Source organism: Frateuria sp. GZRe12, from assembly GCF_051900535.1.
Lineage (GTDB): Bacteria > Pseudomonadota > Gammaproteobacteria > Xanthomonadales > Rhodanobacteraceae > Frateuria_A.
This window is the reverse complement of record NZ_JBHZGI010000006.1, coordinates 1-25018: the sequence shown is the minus strand read 5'-3', so window position 1 is coordinate 25018 and position 25018 is coordinate 1. Positions and strand designations below refer to the sequence as shown.

Here is a 25018-nt window from a genome sequence, read left to right as displayed (position 1 = left end):
TGCTCCCCTGACCAGCTTCAGGGGTGGAGTAAACGCGCCGTGGCCTGTGGCGCCGCGAGCGCCATCCGGCCGGTGACCGGCCGTACGCAAGGATCCCGTTCCATGTCAGACATCACTCTCCGCAAGGCCGTCGTGCTCGTCTCCGGCGGCATGGACTCGGCGGTCACCTTGGCCATCGCTCGCGAACACGGCTTCGCGGTGCACGCGTTGAGCGTCGCTTACGGCCAGCGCCACAGCTCCGAGCTGGAGGCGGCTGAACGGGTGGCGCATGCGATGGGCGCGCTCGCGCACAAGACCGTCCAGGTCGACCTGCGCAGCATCGGTGGTTCCGCACTCACCGCCGATATCGATGTGCCCGAGCAGGGGGGCGAAGGCATTCCCGTCACCTACGTCCCGGCGCGCAACACGATCATGCTATCGATCGCACTGGGTTGGGCCGAAGTGCTCGGCGCCAACGACATCTTCTGCGGCGTCAACGCGGTCGACTACTCCGGCTACCCGGACTGCCGCCCCGCCTTCATCGATGCCTTCGAGCAACTGGCCAACGTCGCCACCAAGGCCGGCGTCGAAGGTGCGGGGTTGCGCATCCACGCGCCGCTCATGCGCATGAGCAAAGCCGACATCGCGCGTGAGGGCCAGCGCCTGGATGTCGACTTCGCCCAGACGGTCAGCTGCTACCGGGCCGATGCCCAGGGCCGCGCCTGCGGGCACTGCGACGCCTGCCACCTGCGCGCCGAAGGCTTCCGCACCGCTGGCCTCGCCGATCCCACACGCTATGCCTGATTCCGCAGGGTGAGGTTCAGCCCCCACCGCTCTTCCTTCAGCCGCAGTGGGCTAAGTCCTATCCTTCGGGAGCCGCGCGACTGGCGCTTTGCTTGTGCGGGCCGCACGCAAACCCTAAAATCGCCCGTTCGCTTGATGGGTCGTTAGCTCAGTTGGTAGAGCAGTAGACTTTTAATCTATTGGTCCCGGGTTCGAGTCCCGGACGACCCACCATCCTGCCCGCGCCCGTCGCGGGTTTTTTGTGCCCGCTTGCCTCGCGCAGGGCCGCGCGCGAAGCTGCCCCTCTTTGCCGCGATGAATGAGGTGCAACGTGGACTGGGTCGACCTGCGCAGCGATACGGTAACCAGGCCCACGCCCGCCATGCGTGCGGCGATGCTGGACGCGCCGGTGGGCGACGACGTCTACGGCGAGGATCCGACCGTCAACCAGCTGCAGCAGCGCCTCGCCGGCGAACTCGGCTTCGAGGCGGCGCTGTTCGTGCCCAGCGGCACGCAGTCCAACCTGCTGGCGTTGATGTCGCACTGCGAGCGCGGCGACGAGTACCTCGTGGGCATGGACGCGCACACCTACAAGTTCGAAGGCGGCGGCGCGGCAGTGCTCGGTTCCATCCAGCCTCAACCGATCGTGCAGGATGCGGACGGTTCGCTGCCGCTGGACCGGGTAGGCGCGGCGATCAAGCCGGTCGATCCCCATTTCGCCCGCACGCGCCTGCTCGCGCTGGAAAATACCTGGCACGGCCGCGTGCTGCCGATGGATTACCTGCGCGCCGCGCATGACTTCGCCCGCGAGCGCGGCCTTGCCTTTCATTTGGACGGCGCCCGCCTGTACAACGCCGCGGTGGCCTCCGGCGTGGCGGCGCGCGAAATCGCCGGGCTCTTCGACAGCGTCTCGGTGTGTCTTTCCAAGGGCCTGGGCGCGCCGATCGGATCGGTGCTGGTCGGCTCGTCGGTACTGATCGACAAGGCGCGGCGCTGGCGCAAGGTCACCGGCGGCGGTTGGCGCCAGGCCGGCATGCTGGCGGCGGCCGGCCTGCATGCGCTGGATCATCATGTCGCGCGGCTGGCCGACGACCACGCCCGCGCCGCCACGCTGGCACGGCGGCTCGAAGCCGTGCCCGGCCTGCGCCTGTTGGGCCAGCACACCAACATGGTGTTCGTCGAAGTGCCGACCGAACGCCTGCGCGAACTGGATGCACACCTGCGCGACGCCAACGTCCGCATCAGCATCGGCTACCTGCCGACGCTGCGGCTAGTCACGCACCTCGACGTGGACGAGGCCGGCATCGCCCGCACGGTCGAGGCATTCGCCACGTTCTTCGCCCGGGAGCGGGCGGCTTGAGCGCCATGGCGGACGCCGAACGCTCCTGCGGCGCGCCGTTGCTGCGAACGATTGCGCTGGCGCTCGCGCTGGCCGCGCCGGCGGCGTGGTGTGGGGAGGCCAGCAACGCAAGGCATGCGGGCAATCCGGTCATACCGGGCTGGTACGCCGATCCGGAGGCGGCGATTTTTGGCAGCACCTACTGGATCTATCCGACCTGGTCCGACGCCTACGATCGCCAGCTCTTCTTCGACGCCTTTTCCTCGCCGGATCTGGTCGCGTGGACGCGCCATCCTCGCGTGCTGGACGTGCATGCGGTCAGCTGGGCCAGGCGCGCCATGTGGGCGCCGGCCGTGGTCGCGAAGGATGGGCGTTATTACCTGTTCTTCGCCGCCAACGACATCCAGAGCGACCGCGAGTCAGGTGGCATCGGCGTGGCCGTGGCCGACCGCCCGGACGGCCCGTTCCACGACCTGCTCGACAAACCCCTGGTGGGCGCTTTCCACAACGGCGCGCAGCCTATCGACCAATCGGTGTTCCGTGATGACGACGGGCAGTACTACCTGATCTTCGGCGGCTGGAAGCACGCGAACATCGCCCGGCTGAAGAGCGACTTCACCGGGTTTGTGCCCTTCGACGACGGCAGGATTTTCAAGGAGATCACGCCCGAGCACTACGTCGAAGGGCCGATGATGTTCAAGCGCGATGACCGCTATTACCTGATGTGGTCCGAGGGCGGATGGACCGGGCCGGACTACTCGGTGGCCTACGCGATCGGTGACACGCCGCTGGGTCCGTTCCGGCGCATCGGCAAAATCCTCGAGCAGGATTCGTCGATCGCCACCGGTGCCGGCCATCACTCGCTGTTCCACACGCCCGACGGCCGCTGGTACATCGTCTACCACCGGCGACCCAAGGGCGAGACGGCGGCCAACCACCGCGTGATCTGCATCGACCGGCTGGAGTTCGACGCCCGTGGCCGCATCCTGCCGGTGCGGATGACGCGGCAGGGCGTCGCGGCTCACCCCTTGCGTTGAGGCGTGCGCCGCGGCGGTTGCGCAGCGTGATCGGCGATGAAGTCACGCACCTGTGGATAGACCGTTTCGCGCCAGCGCCGGCCGCTGAAAATGCCGTAGTGGCCCGCGCCCTCGATGACGCGATGCGCATGGCGTTTTGCTGGAATGCCCGTGCATAGCGCGTGCGCCGCCTCGGTCTGGCCCAGGCCCGAGATGTCGTCCAGCTCGCCTTCGACAGTGAGCAGCGCACTGCGCGAAATCGCGGCGGGGTTCACGCGCTCGCCCGCCACATCCCACAGCCCGCGCGGCAGCAGGCATTGCTGGAATACGGTGCTGATGGTGTCCAGGTAATAGCCCGCCGGCATGTCCAGCACGGCGTTGTACTCGTCGTAGAAGCGCCGGTGCGCCTCGGCGTCGTCCAGGTCGCCACGCAGCAGGTCGAGGTAGAAATCCCAGTGCGAGGACAGGTGCCGGCCCGGGTTCATCGCGACGAAGCCGGCATGTTGCAGGAAGCCCGGGTAGACCTTGCGCCCGCGTCCGGGATAGTTCGCCGGAACCGTGTGGATCAGGTTGGCTTCGAACCACGACAGCGGCTGCGTCGTGGCCAGGTCGTTGACGCTGGTGGGGCTGCGGCGCGGGTCGATCGGGCCGCCCATCATCACCAGGCTGCGCGGGGTTTCCTCGCCGCGCGCGGCCATCAGCGACACTGCGGCCAGCACCGGCACGGTCGGCTGGCACACCGAAACGACATGGAGTTCGCTTGCGCCGATGTGGCGGATGAAACGCTCCACGTAGGCGACGTAGTCGTCCAGCCGGAACATGCCCGCCTCGGCCGGCACCATGCGCGCGTCGACCCAGTCGGTGACATAGACCTTGTGGTCGCGCAGCAGCGTGCGGACGGTGTCGCGCAGCAGCGTGGCGTGGTGGCCCGAGAGCGGCGCCACCACCAACACCACCGGCTGGCGGCGCATCGCCCCGACGACCGCCGGATCGTCGCTGTAGCGCTTGAAGCGCTTGAGCTGGCAGAACGGCAACGCCAGCGCGGTCTGCTCGACCACCGCAAGGGTATGCCCGCCGGCCTGGATCTCGTGGATGCCGAAGGCGGGTTTCTCGTAGTCCTTGCCCAGGCGGTACATCAACTCGCAACCGGCCGCCCAGCGCGCCGCGCCAGGCCACTGCGCGAGCAGGCTGCCCGGCTCGCTGAACATTTTCGCGCTGGCCTGCGCGAAGTAGCTCATCGGGCCCATGAAGGCGCGCTGCCATTCGTGGAGTTGGTAGAGCATGGGCAACCGGCTACCTAGGGCAAAGCGCCATTCTAGTGGCTTTGCGTGTCGGATGTTGCACTGCGACAAGGCAGTCCTTCGACGTCGGCGCTGTGCTTGCGCTCAGGGAGAACGGCTACCTGTCCGCATCCGGCGTCGCCCGAAGGCGCAGTCCAGACGCCTGCCTCAGCCTGCCATGCGCCGACAGATCAGCAAGACCTCGTCGACCCCTTCCACTCCGTACAACCCATCGCGCCACTGCAGCGGTTTCTGGAACTTCAGCCCCAGCGGCATGAACACGTGGTTGTACCACCACATCGCGCGCTCGCGCCGATGGGTGAGGAACCATTGCCCCAAATCCAGCAACCGCGAGGACTTGGGCTGCATGCCGTAGATCGCGCTGCGTTCCAGCGCGAATCCGTGCGCGGCCAGCTTGGCCTCGATGGTCTCCGGCTCGTACCGCCGGCAATGGCCCACGAACTCGTCGAACGCCGTCCAGGCATCGGCGTGCAGGGGCACCGACAGCAGCAGCGTCGCGCCGGGCGCCGTCACGCGCGCGAGTTCACGCAAGGCGCCCTCGTCGTCGGCGACGTGTTCGAGGATGTCGAACGCGCACACCAGGTCGAACTGCGCATCGGCGCAGGGCAGGGCGCCGATCATGCCGTGCATGGCGCTGGCGCCGCGTGCGCGCAACTGGCGCAGGGCCGCGTGGCTGAGATCCACAAAGCAGGTGCCGTCCAGCGGAAGGCGAGGGCGCAGGCCTGGCGCGACTTCCAGCCGGCGTGGGGCTTCCGCCGCCAACCGGCTCAGGAGCGGCCAGGTGTTGAAGCGCCCGGGATCAACCAGTCGCGCCTGCGCCCAGAGCGCTTCGTAGAAGCCGCGATTGACGCGGAGCAGTTCGGCATCGGTGCGGGCGGGTGCGGAGGCGGCCATGCGTCCTTTTACAGCAAGCGCAGCCGCCGCGGATGTGAAGCGCCGAACCGCTTTTCAATCCAAGGTGCGATCAGATCTGGCGCACCTCGGTACCGGCCGCCAGGTCGTGGACAGCTCGCCGCCGGCGATCGACCAGCCCCGGCGCAAACCACAATGCCCACCCGACCAAAACAGCCCACACTGCAACACGAAGACCGAGCCACGGCGCCAGCCCGAGCAACAGCAGCGGCAACGCGGCCACGATGACCCGCCGCAACGCCTGACCAGCCAGCACCTTGCCGCCATCGGTACCGACCACCCGGATACGCCAGGGGCGCATGCCAAGCGTCTGGCCGCCGCGCATCCACGAAACCACGAAGTACGCGGCCACCACCAGGCCCTGCAGCGGTTGGTACCACCAGGCGACCGTGGCATGCGCGCCGCCCGCCACCACCTGGCCGCCGGTGGCGAGCTGGCACAGCAGGCCGACCACCATCACGATCGCCACCACCGCGAGCAGGTCATAGACCAACGCGGTCAGGCGGCGCCACAGCGGGCAGGGGAGGGAGGCGGCGTCGTGCGATCGGTTCATCGGCGTTTCGCTTGCGCCCGCCGCGACTCGCGGCGAGCATCTGCGCATGCAGGAAAAGAGCGCAAGTATCGCCGAAGCCGACAAGCTCAGCATCGGCGCGTTCCTCGAACGGGTCTGGTCGGAGGACGGCCTGGCCGATCGCACCCTCGAAGCGTACCGGCAGGACCTGGAGGCGCTGGCGCGCTGGCTCGCCTCGCGCGGGCGCAGCCTGCAGACGGCGCGGCGCGAGGATCTGTCGGCCTTCCATGGCAGCCAGGGCGCGGCGGTGCGCTCGATGGCGCGGCGCCAGTCGGCGTTCCGGCGGTATTACGGCCAGCTCGCGCGCGACACGCCGGGTTTCGAGGACCCGACCCTGCTGATCGAACGCCCGCGCATGCCGCGCAGCCTGCCCAAGGCGCTCGCCGAACGCGAGATCGAGGCGCTGCTGGCCGCGCCGGACCTGGCGTCGACGCTAGGTCTGCGCGACCGCGCGATGCTGGAACTGATGTACGCCTCCGGCCTGCGCGTCTCCGAACTCGTGGAGCTGCCGCTGGCCGCGCTCAACACCCGCCAGGGCGTACTGCGCGTCACCGGCAAAGGTGGGAAGGATCGCCTCGTGCCGGTCGGCGAAGTCGCGCTGGAGCGCATCGAGGCCTACCTTGCCGACGCGAGGCCGCAGCTCGCCAAGGGCCGCCAGCCGGCGGCGCTGTTCCTGAGCCAGCGGGGCGAAGGCATGACGCGGCAGATGTTCTGGACGCTGGTCAAGCGCCACGCGCTGGCGGTCGGCATCGAGGGCAAGCGTATTTCCCCCCACGTGCTGCGCCACTCCTTCGCCACGCACCTGTTGAACCACGGCGCCGACCTGCGCGCGCTGCAACTGTTGCTGGGCCACGCCTCGCTCAGCACCACGCAGATCTACACGCTGGTGGCGAAGGAGGGCCTGAAGCGCCTGCACGCGCAACACCACCCCCGCGGCTGAGTAGCTTCTCTCCCCGAAAGTTGGGGCGAGGGGCCACTCTTGCAGTCCGGCAACGGAGCGCAAACCTGCCTGCAAACCATCGCCGCGCAATGGCCTCTACCTGCTCACACTTGCCGCTAACGCCGCTGTGCCAGAATCGGCCCAATCGCCGCTTTCCCCACGCGGCCATGAGGTTTCCCGATGTTCAAGAAGCTTTCCGCCGCGCTGCTCGCCAGCGCCTTCGCGCTCGCCGCCTGCGCCGCCGACCGGCAGGACGCCGCGGCCCCCGGCGACGCGACCGATCCGGCCGCCGAGCAGGCGGTGCGCGCCGCTCTGACGAAGCTCGCCCCTGGCGTGAAGGTGGACCAGATCGCTCTCTCGCCGCTGCCAGGCTTCTACCAGGTGATCGCCTCGGGACAACTGGTCTACGTCAGCACCGACGGCAAGTACATGCTCAACGGCGACGTGGTCGACCTCGGCGCCAAGGAAAACCTGAGCGAGCGCGCCTGGGCGGATTTTCGCAAGGCCGAACTGGCCAAGGTGCCGGCGTCCCAGCGCATAGTGTTCGCGCCGCCGAACCCGAAGTACACGGTGACCGTGTTCTCCGATGTCAACTGCGGCTACTGCCGCATGTTCCATTCGCACATCAAGCAGTTCAACGACGAAGGGATCGCGGTCGAATACCTGGCATGGCCGCGCGAGGGCGTGACCGATACCGCCGGCGCCCCCACCGATACCTACAAGGAAATGGTCTCGGTCTGGTGCGCTGCCGACCGCAAGGCGGCGTTCACCGCGGCCAAGCAGGGCAAGGCGCCCAAGTCCGCCGACTGCCCCAACCCGGTCAAGGAAGAGTTCGACCTCGGCGTCAAGCTGGGCGTGACCGGTACGCCGATGGTGCTGGGGCCCGACGGCATGGTCCTGGGCGGCTACGTCACGCCGGACAAGCTTTTGAAGATGCTCGAAAAAGGCGGCTGACACGCGTTGAACCCCCTCCCTCCGGGGAGAGGATTGGGTGAGCGGCCGGGGCTCGCGGGGAAATCCTGGCCTGGATGGGCCGTCCGGCCGCATCGGGTAGAATAGGGAGCTTCCCTTTCAGCGCCGAATCCCCCCGCATGATCGCTTTCGACGGGCAGAGCGCCCTTTCGCCGTTTCGCCTGGATCGCCTCAACGCCCGCCTCGACGCGGTGCACCGCGGTGCGCGCGTGCAGGCTGCCTGGCTCGTTTACGTGCTGGAGGCCGACCACGTTCCCGAGGGCGCCGAGCGCAAGCGCCTGCTCGAAGTGCTGGAAGCCAAGGACGCCACGCCCGAGTCTGCCACCCTGTGGACGGTGCCGCGGCTGGGCACCATCTCGCCGTGGTCGAGCAAGGCCACCGACATCCTGCACGGCGCCGGCTTCGACGCACGCCGCGTCGAGCGCGGCGTGGCCTGGCAGGTGGCTGGCCTGCCGGCTGCCGGCACGCCCGATCACGCGGCGGTCCTGGCCGTGCTGCACGATCCGATGACCGAATCGGTGCTCACCGACCTGGCCGAGGCGCAGGGCCTGTTCCTGGCCGGCACGCCGGGCGACCTGGTGCACATCGAACTGGGCGGCAATCCGGGCGGGGCGCTTGCCGCCGCCAACGCGCGCCTGGGCCTGGCGCTGGCCGACGACGAGATCGAGTACCTGGCGGCGCGCTATGCCGAGCTCGGCCGCGACCCGACCGACGCCGAACTTTTCATGTTCGCGCAGGCCAACTCCGAGCATTGCCGCCACAAGGTGTTCAACGCCAGCTGGACGATCGATGGTGAGGCGCAGGACAAGAGCCTGTTCGCCATGATCAAGCACACCCACCAGTGCTCGCCCACGCACACGCTCTCGGCGTACAAGGACAACGCAGCGGTGATCGAGGGCCACACGGCCCACCGCTTCTTTACCGACGGCGAAGGCAACTGGCGCAAGCACGACGAACAGGTCGACTACGCGATCAAGGTCGAGACGCACAACCACCCGACCGCGATCGCGCCGTGGCCTGGCGCAGCCACCGGCGCCGGCGGCGAGATCCGCGACGAGGGCGCCACCGGCCGCGGCGCCAAGCCGAAGGCCGGCCTGACCGGCTTCTCCGTTTCCGACCTGCGCATCCCGGGCGCGCCGCAGCCGTGGGAGATCGATCGCCCGCTGCCGCCGCGCATGGCGAGCGCCTTCGAAATCATGCGCGATGGCCCGCTCGGCGCCGCCGCGTTCAACAACGAGTTCGGCCGGCCGTGCCTGGGCGGCTACTTCCGCACGTACGAGCACGAAACCGGCGAAGCCGGCGTGCGCCGCGGCTACGACAAGCCGATCATGATCGCCGGCGGCCTGGCCAATATCCGCCACGACCACGTGCAGAAGCGCGACATCCAGCCGGGCCACGCGGTGATCGTGCTGGGCGGCCCGGCGATGCTGATCGGCCTGGGCGGCGGCGCGGCTTCTTCGGTCGCCTCCGGCGCCTCCAGCGCGGAACTGGACTTTGCCTCGGTGCAGCGCGACAACGCCGAAATGGAGCGCCGCTGCCAGCAGGTGATCGACAGCTGCTGGATGCGCGGCGCGGAAAACCCGATCGTCAGCATCCATGACGTCGGCGCCGGTGGCCTGTCCAACGCGATTCCCGAGCTGCTCAACGACGCCGGCGTGGGCGGCGAGATCGACCTGTCCAAAGTGCCCTGCGACGACCCGTCGCTCTCGCCCATGCAGGTGTGGAGCAACGAATCGCAGGAGCGCTACGTGCTGGGCATCGCGCAGGAGGATCTCGCCGAGTTCGAGGCCTATTGCAGGCGCGAGCGCTGCCCCTACGCGGTGGTCGGCACCGCCACCGCCGAGCGCGCGCTGCGCGTGACCGACCCGCGCCGCAACCTCACCGTGATCGACCTGCCGATGGACGTGCTGTTCGGCAAGGCGCCGCGCATGCACCGCGACGCGCAGCGCATCAAGCCGCGCGTGGACCTGCTGCCGGACCTGTCCGGCATCGGCATGGACGAGGCGGTCCAGCGCGTGTTGCGGCTTCCCACCGTGGGCAGCAAGAACTTCCTGATCACCATTGGCGACCGCACCGTGGGCGGGCTCAACCATCGCGATCCGATGGTCGGCCCGTGGCAGGTGCCGGTGGCCGACTGCGCCGTCACGCTCACCGACTTCGACGGCTACCAGGGCGAGGCGATGGCGATGGCCGAGCGCGCGCCGGTGGCACTGCTCAACAGCGCCGATGCCGCGCGGCTGGCGGTGGGCGAGGCGATCACCAACCTGGCCGCCGCCCCGATCGGCTCGCTGGGCGAGATCCGCCTGTCCGCCAACTGGATGGCCGCGGTCAACCACCCGGGCGAGGACGCCGCGCTGTTCGACGCGGTCAAGGCGGTCGGCATGGAGCTGTGCCCCGCGCTCGACATCGCCATCCCGGTCGGCAAGGACTCGCTCTCCATGCAGACCGTGTGGCAGGCCGGCGAGCAGCCGCAGCGCACGGTCGCGCCGGTGTCGCTGGTCATCACCGGCTTCGCCCGCGTCGACGACGTGCGCCGCACGCTCACCCCGCAGCTCAAGCTCGACCGCGGCGATTCGGAGCTGTGGCTGATCGATCTGGGCGCCGGCCGCGACCGCCTCGGCGGTTCCGTGCTGATGCAGGTGTTCAACCGCGCCGGCGGCGTGCCGCCGGACCTGGATGACACCAAGCGCCTGCGCGCGCTGTTCGAGCTGGTGCAGGAAGCCAATCGCGCCGGCCTGGTGCTGGCCTACCACGACCGATCCGACGGCGGCGTCCTGGTCACCCTGCTGGAGATGGCGTTCGCCGGCCACTGCGGCCTGCAGATCCACCTCGATGGTTGGGCAGAGGCGACCTTGCGCGCGCTCTTCAACGAGGAACTCGGCGCCGTGCTGCAGGTGGCCAGCGCCAACCGCGAGGCGTTCGAGGCGCTGCTGGTCAAGCACGGCCTGGCCGGCATGAGCCATCGCATCGGCCGGCCGAAGGACAAGCTCGGCATCAAGCTCTACCTGGGCGACGATGCGGTGTTCAAGTGGAACTGGACGCAGCTGTTCGGCGCCTGGAACCACACCAGCCACGCGATGCAGCGCCTGCGCGACAACCCGGCCAGCGCCGACGCCGAGTGCGAATGGCGGCTGGACGATGCCGATCCGGGCGTGAGCCCCAAGCTCGGCTTCAATCCCGCCGACGACATCGCCGCGCCGTACATCGCCAAGGGCGCGCGTCCGCGCGTGGCGATCCTGCGCGAGCAGGGCGTCAACGGCCAGGTCGAGATGGCCGCGGCGTTCACCCGCGCCGGCTTCGACGCGGTGGACGTGCACATGTCCGACCTCGCCGCCGGCCGCCACAAGCTGGCCGACTTCCGCGGTTTCGCCGCGTGCGGCGGTTTCTCCTACGGCGACGTACTCGGCGCTGGCCGCGGCTGGGCCACCTCGATCCTCTACAACGAGGCGATGCGCGCGCAGTTCGAGGCGTTCTTCAACGATCCGTCGAAGTTCGCGCTGGGCGCCTGCAATGGTTGCCAGATGTTGTCGCAGTTGAAGGACATCATCCCGGGTGCGAAGCACTGGCCAAAGTTCGTGCGCAACGCTTCCGAGCAGTACGAGGCGCGCCTGGCCACGCTGGAGGTGCTCGACTCGCCCAGCCTGTTCTTCAAGGGCATGGCCGGTTCGCGCATCCCGGTGGCGGTGGCGCACGGCGAAGGCCGCGTGAGCTTCCCCTATGCCTGCAGCCCGTCCAAGGCACAGGCGGCGGTGCGCTTCGTCGACAACCGCGGCAAGCCGACCGAGAACTACCCGCTCAACCCGAACGGCTCGCCCGGCGGCCTGGCCGGGTTCACCGCCGCCGACGGGCGCGTCACGATCCTGATGCCGCATCCGGAGCGCGTGTTCCGCAGCGTGCAGTTGAGCTGGCATCCGGACAGCTGGGGCGAGGATTCCCCGTGGATGCGCATGTTCCGCAACGCGCGGGTGTGGTGCGGCTGATCTCCGATAGCCGGGGAGGGCGCGCGTGAGCGCCCGCTGGTTCTACGCGCCGGCCTGGCTGCTGGCGCTGGCGGTGCTGCCGTGGTGGCTGGGGCTGCCGTTGTTGCTGGCGATCGCGACGGTGCTGCTGTTCGCCGCCGAACGGTTGGAAGGTCACGCGCCACTGTTGCGCCTGGCGTTGCGCTGGGGGCTTCCAGGCGTGCTGTTCGCGTTGCAGCGGGCGCTGGGAGGCGATGCCTTTGCGTGGGCGATGGCGTTGCTGGGCGCGCTGGCCGGTTTCACGCTGCTGGCTGGGCTGGAGGCGTGGCTCGATCGCGGGCGGCGCGAGAAGGTTGCGCAGCCGGAACTGCGCGACTGGCCGAGCCTGGCGCTGGCGCCGATCGGGCCTGGGGCGGTGGTGGTCGAACTGGTGCCGCCGCAGTGGTCGGAGGGCACCTGTCCGGACCCGCGCGGAGGTGAGGCTCGCTGGGAGGCGGGGCGGTTCGTGCTGGCCGACGCGACGGTGGAACGCGTGCAGGCGCGTGCGTCGTTCAGCCCGGACGGTCGATGGTTCGTTGCATGTACATCGCGTGGGCTCGTGCTGCTCGATCGTGACCATGGGCGACGGTATCGCCTGCGTGGCTGGGAATTGTGTGGCTGGCACGAGGGTCCATGGCTGACTCGTGGGACCGGACCGGCGATGGCTTGGCGTGAGGTTCTGGGCCGCCGCTGACCTCGCCTCGATCGGTATCCAGCGCGAGCAAGAGCTTTCGGACGCCTGTCGGCGCCCGAGTTACTTCTCTTTGCTTGCCCAAAGAGAAGTAACCAAGAGAAAGGGCACCCCGATGGCGCGCCCTTCGGGTACGCGTGCGGGCGGCGGGGTTTTTCGACGGGACTCCTGTCCCGACGAAAAACTGGCCGGCGTCCTGCCGGCCACCCTGCGGGCTGATCCGCCACCCGCCCGCCGCGCCATAGGGGACCCGGAAAAGCAGCGCGCTTCCTGCGCGCACGTTTCAGAGGAGCCAAGCCAGAGCGGAAGGCCAGAGCGGAAGGCCAGAGCGGAAGGCCAGAGCGGAAGGCCAGAGCGGAAGGCCAGAGCGGGAGGTGTGGGCGTGCCGCGAGCCGGCTCCCTCTCCCCTCCGGGGAGAGGGTTGGGGTGAGGGGTGGGGCTCGCGGGAAACCTGCAGGCAGTTCTCCCAAGCCCCGCACCTCCCGCATACTTGCAGGGTGTCCACTCCCATTCCCCTCGCACGGATGCTGCCGGTCAGCGTGATCGTGGTGTGCGCCGACAGCGGCCCCTCGTTGCGCGATTGCGCAAAGCGGGCGCTCGACAGCGCGGTGCCGCTGGAGCTGATCCTGATCGACAACGGCTCGGCCGATGGCATGCCGCAATCGATCGAACGCGCGCACGCGGACGATTCGCGTCTGAAAGTGATCTACAACCACGCCAACCTCGGCTTCGGCCCGGCCGTGAATCGCGCCGCGGCCGCGGCGAAAGGCGAGCACCTGCTCGTGCTCAACCCCGACTGCCTGCTCGAGCCCGATACCCTCACGCGCATGCTCGACACCCTCGACGAGTACCCGAAGGCTGGCATCGTCGGCGCGGTGGTGTGCGCGGCCGATGGCACGCCGGATCCGGCCTCGTACCGGCGCGATCCGCTCTTGCGCCAGGCGTTGGCGACCTTGCTTGGCGCGCGTGGCGGGATGAACATCGAAGGCGAGATCCCGACGGGCGTAGTCACCGCCGAAGCGGTTTCCGGCGCGCTCATGCTGCTGCCGCGAAAAGTGTTCGAGCAACTGGGCGGTTTCGACGAAACCTACTTCCTGCACTGCGAGGACCTGGACCTGTGCCGGCGCGCCCGTGATGCCGGCTACACGGTGCTGCTCGCTGGCGACGTGCGCGTGCTGCACGGCAAGGGCGGCTCCAGCCGGCACCGGCCGGTATTCGTCAGCCGGCACAAGCACCGCGGCATGTGGCGCTGGTTCCGCAAGTTCGATCCGGCCGCGCGCAACCCGCTGGTGGCGGGCGCCGTGTGGCTCGGCATCTGGACGCACTTCGCCATGCAGGTGCCCGGCCAGCTCTGGCGGTTGGCCAAGGCCTCGCGTCGCCCTGGATAGGCGCCCGCTCGTGCGCGATGCACTTTCCCCCATCGCAACAAAAGCATTGCCCGCAAGCGGCCTCCTTCGAAAAGCGTTTGCCTGACATGACGACCCGTCCCCGCACCTTCGCCGCTACCCTCGGGCTGCTCGCACTCACCGCCGTGTGGGGCTCGACTTTCGTGCTGATCAAGGACGTGGTCGGGCGCATGCGTGTCGTGGACTTTCTCGCCGTGCGCTTCGCCATCGCCGCGCTGGCGATGCTGGTGCTGTTCGCGCGTCCGCTGTGGCGGTTGCCACGCGGCCAGATCGGCCGCGCGTTGCTGCTGGGGATCGTCTACGGCGCCGCCCAGTTGCTGCAGACCTGGGGTCTGAAGCTGATCGCACCCAGCGTCAGCGGCTTCGTCACCGGCATGTATGTGGTGTTCACGCCGATCCTCGCCTGGCTGCTTCTTCGCGAGCGCATCGCGGGCGTGGTGTGGCTGGCGGTGGCGCTGGCGACCGGTGGGCTGGCTCTGCTGTCGCTGCACGGCGTGTCCGTGGACCTGGGCGTGTGGCTGACGCTGGCTTCGGCGGCGCTCTATGCGCTGCACATCGTGGGCCTGGGTCGCTGGTCGCGCGAGCAGGACGCGTTGGGCATGTCGACGGTGCAGGTAGTGGCGATCGCGGTCATCTGCCTGCTCGCCACCGCGCCGCAGGGTCCGGCGCTGCCGCCCGACGGTTCGGCCTGGCTGGCGGTGCTGTACATGGCGCTGGTGGCCGGCGCCGGCGCGATGCTGATGCAGACCTGGGCGCAGGTCCACCTGCCGCCCGCGCGCGCAGCGATCGTGATGACCACCGAACCGGTGTTCGCCGCCGGGTTCGCGGTGGCGCTGGGCGTGGACGCATTGAGCTGGCGGATGCTGGCCGGCGGCGCGCTGGTGCTGGGCGCGATGTATCTGGTGGAGCTGGCGCCCAGGCGCGGTACGGCGCTGGACGCCGAAGCCCTCCACCACGAAATCTGACGTCAAACGAACCGGGCACTAGCGGCAGGTTCTTTTCCGCAGGTGAGGCGTGCAAGGCGGTCCGGCAAGTGGCGCACGATTGCCATCACGGCCCGCGCGGCACGGCCCGCGTACACTCCACCGGCGTCCCCAAGGAGCACCGTCATGCGCCTGCGATCCCTTTCCCTCGGCCTGCTGCTGGCGGCGACCGCACTGCCAGCGGCCTCGACCGGCCAGTTCGACGACCTGCTCAAGCAGCTCAAGCAGGGCACCCACGCCAGCCAGGCCGCGAACCTTCCCACCAGCGACATCGCCGCCGGCCTCAAGGAAGCCCTCGCCAAGGGCACCACCCACGCGATCAATTCGCTGGGTCGCACCGATGGTTTCTGGGGCAATGCCAAGGTGCGCATTCCGCTACCGGGCAAGCTCAAGCAAGTGGGTGACCTCGCCCGCCAACTCGGCCAGGGCGAAAAGGTGGATGCCTTCCAGCTGAGCATGAACCGCGCCGCCGAGAAGGCGGTGCCGCAAGTTGCCGACATCTTCGGCGACGCCATCCGCAAGATGACGTTGCAGGACGCGCGCGGCATCCTCACCGGCGGCGACCATGCCGCCACCGACTTCTTCCGCCGCGTCGCCGGCGACGCGCTGACCGCACGCATCCGTCCGATCGTCGCCCAGGCGACCGACCGCGTCGGCGTCACGCAGAAGTACAAGGCATTCACCTCCGCCAGCGGCGGCGGTCTGGGCAATGTGCTCGGCGCGCTGGGCGGCAACGACGACAAGCGCAACCCGCTGGACCTGGACGATTACGTCACCGCCCAGACACTCAATGGCTTGTTCACCGTGATCGGGGAGCAGGAGCAGTCCATCCGCAAGAATCCGGCCGCGCGCACCACCGATCTGCTGAAGAAGGTCTTCGGCAGCCGCTGACGGCTTGCGTAGAAGGGGCTTTCCACCCGTCGCTCTGCCGCGCCGCAAAACCATCCGGCACCCACCGCGAGGCCCAAGATGATCCGCGACATCCTCAAAATGGGCGATCCCCGCCTGACGCGCGTCGCCCCCGCCGTGCCGCCCGGCATGATCGGCAGCACCGAGCTGGACGCTCTGATCCAGGACATGTTCGACACCATGGAAGACGCCGGGGGCGTCGGCCTGGCCGCGCCGCAGATCGGCGTTGACCTGCAGCTGGTGATCTTCGGCTTCGACCATGCCGAGCGCTATCCCGACGCCCCGCCCGTGCCACGCACGATCCTGCTCAATCCGCTGGTGACGCCGGCTTCGCACGACATGGAAGAAGGCTGGGAAGGCTGCCTGTCGGTGCCGGGCCTGCGCGGTGCGGTGAGCCGCTTCACGCTGATCCGCTACCAGGGCATCGACCCCAGGGGCCAGCCGATCGATCGCACCGCCGAGGGCTTCCATGCCCGCGTGGTGCAGCACGAATGCGACCACCTGATCGGCCGGCTGTACCCCTCGCGCATCACCGATTTCTCCAAGTTTGGTTTCACCGATGTGCTGTTTCCCGGCCAGACAGTGCAGGAGGACTGATCGATGCGCGCAATCTGGCACGACAGCGTATTGGCGGAAAGCGACGACATCGTGGTTGTCGAGGGCAACCACTACTTTCCTGCAGACGCCCTGCACAGGGAGTACTTCCGCACCAGCGACCGCCACAGCACCTGCCCGTGGAAAGGCGAGGCGAGCTACTACGACGTCGTCGTCGGAACGGCCGTCAATCCGGGTGCTGCCTGGTATTACCCGGCCCCCAAACCCGCTGCCGCGGAGATCGCCGGTCGCGTAGCGTTCTGGCAAGGTGTCGAAGTCCGCACGTAGCACGCGCGGCGAGCCGGGCCGTATGCTTGGCGCTTCACTGCCAGGGGGCCGCATGCAGCCGTCCGCACCTGCCGCGCCGATGCGCGGCTTCCGCTACTACGACCTGCTGGTGGGCGGCATGGTCGCCGTGCTGCTGTGTTCCAACCTGATCGGACCGGCCAAGGTCTGCACCATCACGTTGCCGGTGCTGGGCGCGCTGTCCTTCGGCGCCGGCAACCTGTTCTTTCCGGTCAGCTACATCTTCGGCGACGTGCTTACCGAGGTGTACGGCTACGCCCGGGCACGACGCGCGATCTGGGCGGGCTTCGGCGCCATGCTGTTCGCCACGGCGATGTCACAGGCGATCATCCACATGCCGCCGAGTCCGAGCGAGCCGTTCAATGCGCAACTGCAGCCGGCGCTGGAAATCGTCTTCGGTGGCACCTGGCGCATCGCGCTGGCATCCATCGTTGCCTACTGGCTGGGCGACTTCGCCAACTCCTTCGTGCTGGCGCGCATGAAGCTGTGGACGCGCGGACGCATGCTGTGGACGCGCACCATCGGCTCGACGCTGGTGGGACAAGGCCTGGACAGCTTGACCTTCTACCCGATCGCCTTCATCGGCATCTGGGAGGGACAGACGATCTTCAAGGTGATCGCATTCAACTGGGCGATGAAGGTGATGGTCGAGGTCGTGTTCACGCCGGTCACCTACGCGGTGGTCGGCTTCCTGAAGTCGCGCGAGGGTGTCGACACCTACGACGAGCACACGCACTTCACCCCGTTCAGCCTCAAGGACGAGGGTGAGCTCAAGCGCTATGGCTGAGCCTCGCCATGCGGCCGCACCGCGCAATCCAGGCATCGACCTGCTGCGCGGGCTGGCGATCGCGTTCGTGCTGCTCAATCACCTGGGCCTGCCGATGCGCCTTCCACTGAAGGCCTCCGCGCTGGCGGACGTGCTGCCGGTGCGGCTGCTGCAGGCGCTCAACTACAACGGCTACGAAGCGGTCTTCGTGTTCTTCGTGATCTCCGGCTTCCTGATCGCCGGCAACGCGCTTGAGCGCTGGGGCAGCCTGGCGCGGATCGAGCCGGGCGCCTTCTACGCCCGCCGCTTCGCCCGCATCGTGCCCTGCCTGGTCGCGCTGCTGGCGGTGCTTGGGGCGCTGCACGGCCTGGGCGTGGCGGACTACACCATCCATCGCCCCGGACAGTCGCTGGGCGGCGCGCTGATCGCCGCGCTCGGCCTGCACCTGAACTGGTACGAAGGCCGGACCGGCTATCTGCCGGGCAGCTGGGACGTGCTCTGGTCGCTGTCGATCGAGGAGGCTTTCTACCTGGGCTTTCCGATGGCCTGTCTGCTGATCAGGCGCATCCGGTTTCTGGCGCCGCTGCTGCTCGCGCTGGCGCTGTCGCTGCCATGGACACGCGGCGCGCTGGACGGCAACGAGATCTGGCAGGAGAAGGCCTATCTCCCGGGCATGGCGGCAATCGCCACGGGCGTGCTCGGTGCGCTGTGGTTCGCCCGCGGCAAGCGCGCGTCGCCGCGGGCCGTCCGCCTGCTGCGTTGGGGCGGCGCGCTCGGCCTGCTCGGCGCCACGCTGGGCGGCCATTGGCTGTGGCCGTTGCTGCACGAGGGCGTGATGCTGCTGCTCACCGGCTCGACGCTGGCGTTGCTGCTCGCCTTCCGCAGCGAGCCGCCACGCGTGCCGCGCGGCCTGCGCTGGTTGTGCAGTTGGGGCCGGCTCAGTTATGAGATCTACCTCAGTCACATGTTCGTGGTGTTCGCGCTGATGCGGCTGTATCGCTGGACCGGCGCCGACGCGCGTACCGGTTTCCTGTGGTATTTGCCGGCGTTCGCCGCATGCTGGGTGCTGGGCATGCTGGTTGCGCGGTGCTGGTCGATGCCGTGCGAGCGCTGGCTGCGTGGTCGCTGGTTGCGTCCGGCGAAGAACCCCGTCGAGGCCGTTTCGCCGGCGGGGTGACCCGGTTTCCACGCAGGCAGGTGCAGGCTTGCGTGCAGGCCCGCCGATTGATCTGCCCGAGACCATCCATGCCAAGCATCCTCATCGACAAGGCCATACGCGAGCGGCGACCGTTGCGCTTCGTCTACCACGGCAGCCTGCGCGTCGTGGAACCGCAATGCCACGGCAGGGGGCATCGCGGCACCGAGCTTCTGCGCGGTCGGCAGGTCAACGGCGGCGAGCCATCCGAGCGACTCTTCGACGTGGCCGGGATCGCCGACCTGGCGCTGCTGGAAGGACACTTCGACGGTCCCAGTCCGCACTACAGGCGCCACGACGCGGCGATGGCCGAAATCTTCTGCCAATTGTGAAAGGGCCGGGCCCGCTGCGCCGACCCCGACTAGACACCCTCACGCGCAGACTCGAGGACCCGCTCGCTCAAGGAGCCGCCATGCTCTCCGCCTTCGGCCTCAATTGCACGCTCAAGCGCGACAACCAGCCGTCCTCGACCCAGAAACTGCTGGACCAGGTGCTGCGCGCACTCGACGGCTACGGCGTGAGTACTGCCTACGAACGCGCGGTCGACCACGACATCAAGCCCGGCGTGAAAACCGACGAAGGCCCGGGCGATGCCTGGCCGTCGATCCGCAAGCGCATCGACGAGGCGGACATCTTCGTCCTCGCCACCCCGATCTGGATGGGCCAGCCCTCCAGCATCGCCAAGCGCGTGCTGGAGCGGCTCGACGCCGTCTTCGGTGAGATCGACAAGCACGGAATCTATCCGACCTTCGGCAAGGTCGCCATCGTCAGCGTCGTCGGCAACGAGGACGGCGCCCACCACGTCACCGCCGAGCTCTACCAGGCGTTGGCCGACGTCGGCTTCAGCATCCCGGGCGGCAGTTCCACCTATTGGGTGGGCGAAGCCATGAGCAAGAAAAACTACATCGACCTCGACCAGACGCCCAAGGCGCTGGCGGGAGCCATCCAGACGCAGGCGTGCAACGCTGCGCACCTGGCGGCGCTGTTGCGGGACAAGCCGTATCCGCCCACGAGGTAGGGCAGTGCGTGGGTGAACGGGAGTCCGGCTATCGGAGCCTTCGCATATCAGGACTCAAGAGCTGGCAGGCAACGGCGGCGTAAGGCAGAACTTTCAGGTAGGACGCCAGCAACCCGGCGAGCGCCTGGAGCAAGCGATCCTTGGGCGCCATGCAACGTTGCTGGAACGCAAAGGCCGGGCTGGCGAACGCGCACAGGCGTGGTCAGGCGGCCACAAGAATTGCGGCCTTGCTTCGCCGCGGATCAAAAGCTCAAGCGGTGTCAGGCGCCGGCATGGGTGTGGGCGAAGCGTCCGGCGGCAAGCGGCGCATCTGGCGCAACAGCCACAGCGCAATCAAAAGAGCAAAGACGTTTATGCCCGCGCCCAGCGGTTTGTCCGCCTGCAACAGCGAGCAGGTGAAGGTGCTGCCAAGCAGGAAATTGGCGTTCAACTTCAATGGCGACCACTGCAGGGTAACCGTCAGATGAAAGCCGCTGGCGAAGAAATACCCGATCACCGACGACGAAAACGCAGGTACCTGCAACAGCCAAAACCGGAAATTGGCGCGCACGGCGCCGGGCGACCCCTCGAGCATGCGCAGCCCGCTCCAGACGCCCCACGCGTAGAGACCCATGAACAGCAGGGAGAAAAGCCAGACCATGACATTCGCCTGATGGACCAGCGAGGACATGATCACGAACACGCCCACCGACCCGCCCCCGACCCCCAGGAGTCCAATCCCCCGCCGCTGCCAAGGCTTCATATCGTTTCCCCCCTGAAAACTGGATCTGATCGGAACGGCCGACCGTATTGAAGGCAACAGGCGCCGTCGACTGCGCGCCCATCAGCGCCGCGTCCTTCCCCCGGTCGGATGCGGATGCGTTTACGCCTCAGGGCTTGTCGAACGACAGCTCGAACGATGTGTAGAAAGGCGTGGGCCAGCGGCCCGCAAGCCCGGCACCAGCCAGTTCCGATTGCACGCACTTTGCGAGCGCTGTCGTCCCTTGGAGCCAGCTTGCTTCCGTCGAACCGTCAGCGTTCAACGACAAGACCACCGTGAACTTCGAAACATCCGCATCGGGGCGGGCGCAAGCTGCCATTGCCGCCTCCAGCGCCTTGCCCTGCGCCCCAAGCAGCCGCGAACTCATATCGCGATCCAGAGACGCTTCGTTTTTGTCCGCGAGCGCCTTGGCCTGATCAAAGCCGAGCTGCGGCACAGCTGACATGGCAAAAAACACGAGCATCGCAATCATTCGAAACTCTCCACAAACAGATCCAGTCGACGTCGCGAAGCGGCGTTGCCCTCGGACGAATGTTCAGCGCCGGGCAGCATTGGCATTACGCGCGCTGCGTGCGATTCGCAGGAACTTCAAGCCGCCAACCGCGACGGCGGTGCCCAGCGCCAGCGAAAGCATAGTGGCGATCCAGTACGAAGGCTCCGGAGCGCAGTGCAAGATGCCCGGGCCGTGCCGCCCGCGCAGCAGGCGAACGCACCCGGTGGCGAGCGCGTTTGCGCCAAGCAGCACGCCGGCTGCCGCGATCAACAGCAAGACGCCGCCGACAACGCTTGCGGTGAGCGGATCGGTAAATGGTTTTGACGGGCGGGATGCCGAGTTCACAGGCAATGCCTCCACTAGCCGCCACTTGGGCCTTGCCCACTTCGAGTTGCATCGCGACCCGCCATGTCTCGGCCGAGAGAGTAGCCGGTGCCAAACAGCAGGATCAGGCAAAAGGCCAACGCGCCAACAAGGTACAAGAGATTGCCCAGAAGGCGCTTGTTGGGAAGAGTACGTAGATAAAGCCCCAGGAAAACGGCCACGGCGCACACGATGCCTAAAAGAGCGTGATGCGAAGCAGCCCCGGCAAGCAGCAGCCCAGCTGCGCCCATTGCCGGGAGAGCTGCTTCTTGCTTATTTAAGTCCGACATACATCTCCTGTGAGGCCTAACGCCCGAAATCAGCGGCGCGGGAACCGCGTCCGCTGCATCGAGCTGTTAGCGGCAAACGCGAACTTTGGGTGCTTGGCCACTGATAGCTGCTATTTGCCACGCTCTTCCGCCTTCTTTCGATGATCGTGCGGGATTTTACGTGGCGATGTATTAGTAATCGGGAGGGCATCTGGTAGAGATAGATATTCAAAAAAACCGTCCATTTCAGGCGTTCCGCGAAGCATGTTGAGGTTATGGATTTGTATGGCACAAACCATGCCCACCAACGCGACATCGCGGATGGTGCACTGATGAGTCTCTTTGCTTAATTTGTCTTTTTTTCCGTGTATGTCGACGAACACGAACTCATTGGAGCCAGGTGCAGCCTTGTACCAATACGCGTGCAGATAGCGATTCCTGTCGGTGAGCACGACTTCGAATCTGTCGCAAAGACTCGAGTAGAGACGAGAGATCTCATCTGACTTGCCAGCCACGAAGCTTCTCAACCTCTTCAACTTCTCTGACGGCGGAAGCGTCAGTACTTCGCGGTACAGCGTGGGCTTGTCGAGGCGCTCGGCGAAGGCCACAAGATGACTGAAGACAAACTCATAATTGGCAAACTGGATTGCAATGTTGCCGAGCTCTTCGGCGAGCTCCCTTGGCCAATCAGGGTTCCGGTTCCAATTTGGATTTCCGTGGAGCATGTTTGCCTACACCCCTGTGAGACCTCATCGGCCGCTAACGCTGGAGTTAAGCGGCGGCGTAGCCGTCCGCCTTGAACGAGTTGTTAGCGGCCACCCGAAAGCAACGCCACTTTGACCCAAGGATGATCTTGATCTTGCCTCTCGGCAACGTAGCCATCTTGCATGTCTGCACAGGCATTGATTGAGGATCGCGGCTGGTCAAATGCCCAACACCGACATTATGGAAATCCTCGGCTCCAACGTGGTCGTGCTGCCCACAGGAAAAATTCCAGTAACCCTCTTCGTGCGCCACGAGCAAGATTGGCCTCGACTTGTCAAAGACGTGGCAGCAGACGATGACCCCTAGGTTCGATGGTGAAAAGTTCATGACCGCTAACGCTGGAGTTAAGCGGCGCGCGGTACGCGCGTCCGCTTGAATGAGTGGTTAGGCCCCAAAGCGCTGGGCCACGTTCTTGACGGCGGGCATGGCAAGAGGCGAGGCCCAGTGTGAAAGTGACTCTAGCTGGGGCGCAAGTCGTTTCAAGGCGGCAGGTGACCAAAGCGGGCGCTGGGGACCGACTGGCAACCCGTCTAGCTCGGAGCACACCAGGCCGATCGCCTTTGCGTCTGGGTCTCCAAGCTCAAGCTCAGCCTGGGCGAGCAGGGGGCCCAGCAGCCAGCACCCATCCAGCAAGCTCATGCTTCCAGAGAGCACCATTGAAGCGATTTGACCGGCCTCTTCTCGCAATCCGGTGATGTACTCGGCGTGCGTCATCTTTTCCATGAAGGCCTAACGCCTGAGTTAAGCGGCGGCGCAGCCGTCCGCTTGGACGAGTGGTTAGAGGGCGCCTGCCGCAACGAATCACGTTCGGCCTTTAGGGACAAAGGCACGTACTCCTCTGCCGTTGCACCGTCGAGAACCGCCCTGAACTCGGGGCTCGCAAAAAGTTTGCGAGCGTCGGGTTGCTTAAGTTTTGAAAGCAACCGAACGTAGTCCTCGAACGCAGCATCGTTTGCCAGCCAGATTGCAGGAACCGGCGCAGTGTCAAAAGAACGCTGGCAATCAAACTTGGGAAGAAGCTGGGTGAACGTGTGGACAAATTTTCTGCAGCTTCCATTCTGGAAACCATGGCTGCACTCGTGGTAGCTCGAATCGAGCCCTGGTAGCAACTGGCTCGCAGGACAGGTCACGTTGGCAGCATGGGCGACCGATGCGGACAGCGCCGTAGCGAGAATAAGTTGCGCTGCACGAGACTTCACGTAGTGCCCTCTAACGCTGGAGTTAAGCGGCGCGCGAACGCGCGTCCGCCTTGAACGAGTTGTTAGGCTCACCACCGCTGGTCACGGTACTTGGCCAATTTGGAGAGCACTTGCGGCTTGATGCTGCTGCCCCAGACACCGTTGAGTAATAAACGAAAGTGCGGGTTGCGTCTCGCAAGCATCTCCACTCGATCCACGACGACGCCCCCATTCTTAGCTAGGAGGTCTTCTAGCGGGCCAGCGGCTAACGCTGCAAGAAGAGGGTTTGGGGAAGAGCAATCGATACGGCCGAGTATTTTTGACGATCGATTCGAGACATAGCTCCGGGTCTTCTCGCGGAAGTTCCCTATCCAAGCGGGGTGCGACGACATTTGCTCCAGCGGTTGGCGGCTCGGTGCCGGACCAAGCCTGAATCCATTCTTGTGCGACGTCGTCGGCTGGTTGAATGCGCATGATGCCTAACGCTTGAGTTAAGCGGCGGCGAAGCCGTCCGCCTTGAACGATGTGTTAGACCCCGTCGTGCGGGTATCTGAGCACCGGATGGGTGTTGCTTGTGCACTTGTAGTGCGTAACTGAGCCCCCGTCCTTTAGCTTCAACCTGATCTCCGTCGGGCTGATGACCTCGTACATGGGGTCTCCATCTATTGGAGTATCTGGAAGATAGGTGCCAGTTTTGAAGCAACCTCCTGGGCCGCAAAACGAGACAGAAAACAAGTGATTTTGAGACCGCAGAATTTGGAGGCCAAACGCATTACCGCAGTTCGTTTTCCAGAAGCCGCTGTAGTCGCGTTCGCCCGTTGGCTTCGCCGATGAAGCGGATGTGGCCATGAGGGCAAGCGCGAAGAAGACATTTGCTGCATGCATGAATGGCGAGCTCGTCTAACGCTGGAGTTAAGCGGCGCGCGGCCGCGTCCGCTTGGACGAGTGGTTAGGCACTTGGCGCGCCGTCCCTACGGACAAAAGCTAACACCGACCGGATGTGCACGCTAACGAACAGTGCTGCCGCTAAACATGCGATGGCGAAGCTGCCTGCGGCGACCGGTGAAATGAGCCAGACAAGAGAGCCAAGAGCGATGAAGAGCGACGACATGCCAGCGAGGCCAAGAAGGCCGGCGGTGGTTGCCTTGTAGTGAGGATAGGAACCGCTGCCCTGGATGATGTACGGCTGCAGATACTGCCAAGCTGCCAGCCACACCGGCGTGCCAATAGAGGCTGCCCATAGTGCGACGAGGTGGGGCTGCGACCGGGTGCTTGCCTGGACGACCACCAGGATGATCGCGGCGCATAGACCCGCGCCTCCAATAGCGACCGAGCGCATTTGCAGAAGCATTGTCTCTGAAAGCGACATGGTTCCCCTGAAGCCTAACGCTGGAGTTAAGCGGCGGCGGTACGCCGTCCGCTTGGACGAGTGGTTAGGCCAGCACCAACGTGGCCACGTAAGCAAGGGGTGCGACCAACGTAGAGCCGGCCCACACTGATAGTAAATGCTT

At 66.6% G+C, this 25018-nt stretch carries 26 protein-coding genes and 1 tRNA gene; 18 read left to right on the top strand and 9 right to left on the bottom strand.

The features are described 5' to 3' along the window. The first annotated feature begins 102 nt into the window (after positions 1–102). The 4 genes from queC to ACFWZ4_RS13425 all read left to right on the top strand — a co-directional run bounded on the left by queC (position 103) and on the right by ACFWZ4_RS13425 (position 3138). On the top strand, positions 103–783 hold the full coding sequence (gene queC / locus ACFWZ4_RS13440; protein ID WP_439705191.1) for a 7-cyano-7-deazaguanine synthase QueC: 681 nt from the start codon (positions 103–105) through the stop codon (positions 781–783). A gap of 137 nt (positions 784–920) precedes the next feature. Then, positions 921–996: transfer RNA gene (locus ACFWZ4_RS13435), tRNA-Lys, on the top strand. 97 nt (positions 997–1093) lie between these two features. After that, a complete protein-coding gene (gene ltaE, locus ACFWZ4_RS13430) occupies positions 1094–2122 on the top strand; it encodes a low-specificity L-threonine aldolase (RefSeq protein ID WP_439705190.1) in 1029 nt (342 codons plus the stop codon). Positions 2123–2127: 5 nt separating this feature from the next. After that, positions 2128–3138 (top strand): glycoside hydrolase family 43 protein, encoded by a 1011-nt coding sequence (locus ACFWZ4_RS13425; protein ID WP_439705351.1) that lies wholly within the window; start codon positions 2128–2130, stop codon positions 3136–3138. Here the strand turns inward: ACFWZ4_RS13425 and ACFWZ4_RS13420 are convergent. The 3 genes from ACFWZ4_RS13420 to ACFWZ4_RS13410 all read right to left on the bottom strand — a co-directional run bounded on the left by ACFWZ4_RS13420 (position 3123) and on the right by ACFWZ4_RS13410 (position 5883). Next, positions 3123–4400 carry a polyhydroxyalkanoate depolymerase gene (locus ACFWZ4_RS13420; RefSeq protein ID WP_439705189.1) on the bottom strand — a complete coding sequence of 426 codons (1278 nt, stop codon included), beginning with the start codon at positions 4398–4400 and terminating at the stop codon, positions 3123–3125. The two genes, ACFWZ4_RS13425 and ACFWZ4_RS13420, sit on opposite strands and share 16 nt — an antisense overlap. Before the next feature lie 165 nt (positions 4401–4565). Continuing rightward, the gene (locus ACFWZ4_RS13415) at positions 4566–5312 is read right to left on the bottom strand and encodes a class I SAM-dependent methyltransferase (protein ID WP_439705188.1); all 747 of its coding nucleotides are present in this window, start codon (positions 5310–5312) and stop codon (positions 4566–4568) included. Between the two features lie 70 nt (positions 5313–5382). Continuing rightward, entirely contained in the window at positions 5383–5883 is a 501-nt protein-coding gene (locus ACFWZ4_RS13410; protein WP_439705187.1) for an RDD family protein, read from the bottom strand. A gap of 46 nt (positions 5884–5929) precedes the next feature. On the opposite strand from ACFWZ4_RS13410, the gene xerD reads away from it, so the two are divergent. The 13 genes from xerD (at position 5930) to ACFWZ4_RS13345 (ending at position 19679) form a co-directional block, all read left to right on the top strand. Further along, complete coding sequence (gene xerD, locus ACFWZ4_RS13405) at positions 5930–6841, top strand: site-specific tyrosine recombinase XerD (protein ID WP_439705186.1); 912 nt, start codon at positions 5930–5932, stop codon at positions 6839–6841. A gap of 180 nt (positions 6842–7021) precedes the next feature. Further along, positions 7022–7795: a DsbC family protein gene (locus ACFWZ4_RS13400; protein WP_439705185.1), complete on the top strand. Its 774-nt coding sequence runs from the start codon at positions 7022–7024 to the stop codon at positions 7793–7795. A gap of 137 nt (positions 7796–7932) precedes the next feature. Further along, complete coding sequence (purL, locus tag ACFWZ4_RS13395; RefSeq protein ID WP_439705184.1) at positions 7933–11793, top strand: phosphoribosylformylglycinamidine synthase; 3861 nt, start codon at positions 7933–7935, stop codon at positions 11791–11793. Between the two features lie 25 nt (positions 11794–11818). Then, positions 11819–12505 carry a hypothetical protein gene (locus ACFWZ4_RS13390; RefSeq protein WP_439705183.1) on the top strand — a complete coding sequence of 229 codons (687 nt, stop codon included), beginning with the start codon at positions 11819–11821 and terminating at the stop codon, positions 12503–12505. A 521-nt stretch (positions 12506–13026) separates the two neighbouring features. After that, positions 13027–13890 (top strand): glycosyltransferase family 2 protein, encoded by an 864-nt coding sequence (locus ACFWZ4_RS13385; RefSeq protein WP_439705350.1) that lies wholly within the window; start codon positions 13027–13029, stop codon positions 13888–13890. Positions 13891–13976: 86 nt separating this feature from the next. After that, a complete protein-coding gene (locus ACFWZ4_RS13380; protein WP_439705182.1) occupies positions 13977–14873 on the top strand; it encodes a DMT family transporter in 897 nt (298 codons plus the stop codon). Between the two features lie 144 nt (positions 14874–15017). Then, on the top strand, positions 15018–15782 hold the full coding sequence (locus tag ACFWZ4_RS13375; protein WP_439705181.1) for a DUF4197 domain-containing protein: 765 nt from the start codon (positions 15018–15020) through the stop codon (positions 15780–15782). Positions 15783–15860: 78 nt separating this feature from the next. Continuing rightward, positions 15861–16397 (top strand): peptide deformylase, encoded by a 537-nt coding sequence (gene def / locus ACFWZ4_RS13370; protein WP_439705180.1) that lies wholly within the window; start codon positions 15861–15863, stop codon positions 16395–16397. Positions 16398–16400: 3 nt separating this feature from the next. After that, positions 16401–16682 (top strand): DUF427 domain-containing protein, encoded by a 282-nt coding sequence (locus ACFWZ4_RS13365; RefSeq protein ID WP_439705179.1) that lies wholly within the window; start codon positions 16401–16403, stop codon positions 16680–16682. A gap of 52 nt (positions 16683–16734) precedes the next feature. Beyond that, a complete protein-coding gene (locus ACFWZ4_RS13360) occupies positions 16735–17487 on the top strand; it encodes a queuosine precursor transporter (protein ID WP_439705178.1) in 753 nt (250 codons plus the stop codon). Continuing rightward, a complete protein-coding gene (locus ACFWZ4_RS13355) occupies positions 17480–18643 on the top strand; it encodes an acyltransferase family protein (protein WP_439705177.1) in 1164 nt (387 codons plus the stop codon). The genes ACFWZ4_RS13360 and ACFWZ4_RS13355 overlap by 8 nt, the downstream gene beginning before the upstream one ends. A 68-nt stretch (positions 18644–18711) precedes the next feature. Then, positions 18712–18993, top strand: a complete 282-nt coding sequence (locus tag ACFWZ4_RS13350) for a hypothetical protein (protein WP_439705176.1) — start codon at positions 18712–18714, stop codon at positions 18991–18993. An 80-nt stretch (positions 18994–19073) separates the two neighbouring features. Further along, the gene (locus ACFWZ4_RS13345; protein WP_439705175.1) at positions 19074–19679 is read left to right on the top strand and encodes a flavodoxin family protein; all 606 of its coding nucleotides are present in this window, start codon (positions 19074–19076) and stop codon (positions 19677–19679) included. 250 nt (positions 19680–19929) lie between these two features. On the opposite strand, the gene ACFWZ4_RS13340 is transcribed toward ACFWZ4_RS13345, so the two are convergent. The 4 genes from ACFWZ4_RS13340 to ACFWZ4_RS13325 all read right to left on the bottom strand — a co-directional run bounded on the left by ACFWZ4_RS13340 (position 19930) and on the right by ACFWZ4_RS13325 (position 22289). Beyond that, positions 19930–20361, bottom strand: coding sequence for a hypothetical protein (locus tag ACFWZ4_RS13340; protein WP_439705174.1), 432 nt, complete (start codon positions 20359–20361; stop codon positions 19930–19932). 187 nt (positions 20362–20548) lie between these two features. Beyond that, positions 20549–20911, bottom strand: coding sequence for a hypothetical protein (locus ACFWZ4_RS13335; protein ID WP_439705173.1), 363 nt, complete (start codon positions 20909–20911; stop codon positions 20549–20551). A 63-nt stretch (positions 20912–20974) separates the two neighbouring features. Beyond that, complete coding sequence (locus ACFWZ4_RS13330) at positions 20975–21277, bottom strand: hypothetical protein (RefSeq protein ID WP_439705172.1); 303 nt, start codon at positions 21275–21277, stop codon at positions 20975–20977. 418 nt (positions 21278–21695) lie between these two features. Next, complete coding sequence (locus tag ACFWZ4_RS13325) at positions 21696–22289, bottom strand: hypothetical protein (protein ID WP_439705171.1); 594 nt, start codon at positions 22287–22289, stop codon at positions 21696–21698. Positions 22290–22491: 202 nt separating this feature from the next. Between ACFWZ4_RS13325 and ACFWZ4_RS13320 the strand changes: the two genes are divergently transcribed. Beyond that, on the top strand, positions 22492–22635 hold the full coding sequence (locus ACFWZ4_RS13320) for a hypothetical protein (protein ID WP_439705170.1): 144 nt from the start codon (positions 22492–22494) through the stop codon (positions 22633–22635). A 961-nt stretch (positions 22636–23596) separates the two neighbouring features. Here the strand turns inward: ACFWZ4_RS13320 and ACFWZ4_RS13315 are convergent. Together ACFWZ4_RS13315 and ACFWZ4_RS13310 are read right to left on the bottom strand one after the other, a co-directional pair. Continuing rightward, entirely contained in the window at positions 23597–23899 is a 303-nt protein-coding gene (locus ACFWZ4_RS13315; protein WP_439705169.1) for a DUF6869 domain-containing protein, read from the bottom strand. A gap of 557 nt (positions 23900–24456) precedes the next feature. Continuing rightward, the gene (locus tag ACFWZ4_RS13310; RefSeq protein WP_439705168.1) at positions 24457–24876 is read right to left on the bottom strand and encodes a hypothetical protein; all 420 of its coding nucleotides are present in this window, start codon (positions 24874–24876) and stop codon (positions 24457–24459) included. Positions 24877–25018: the final 142 nt, after the last annotated feature.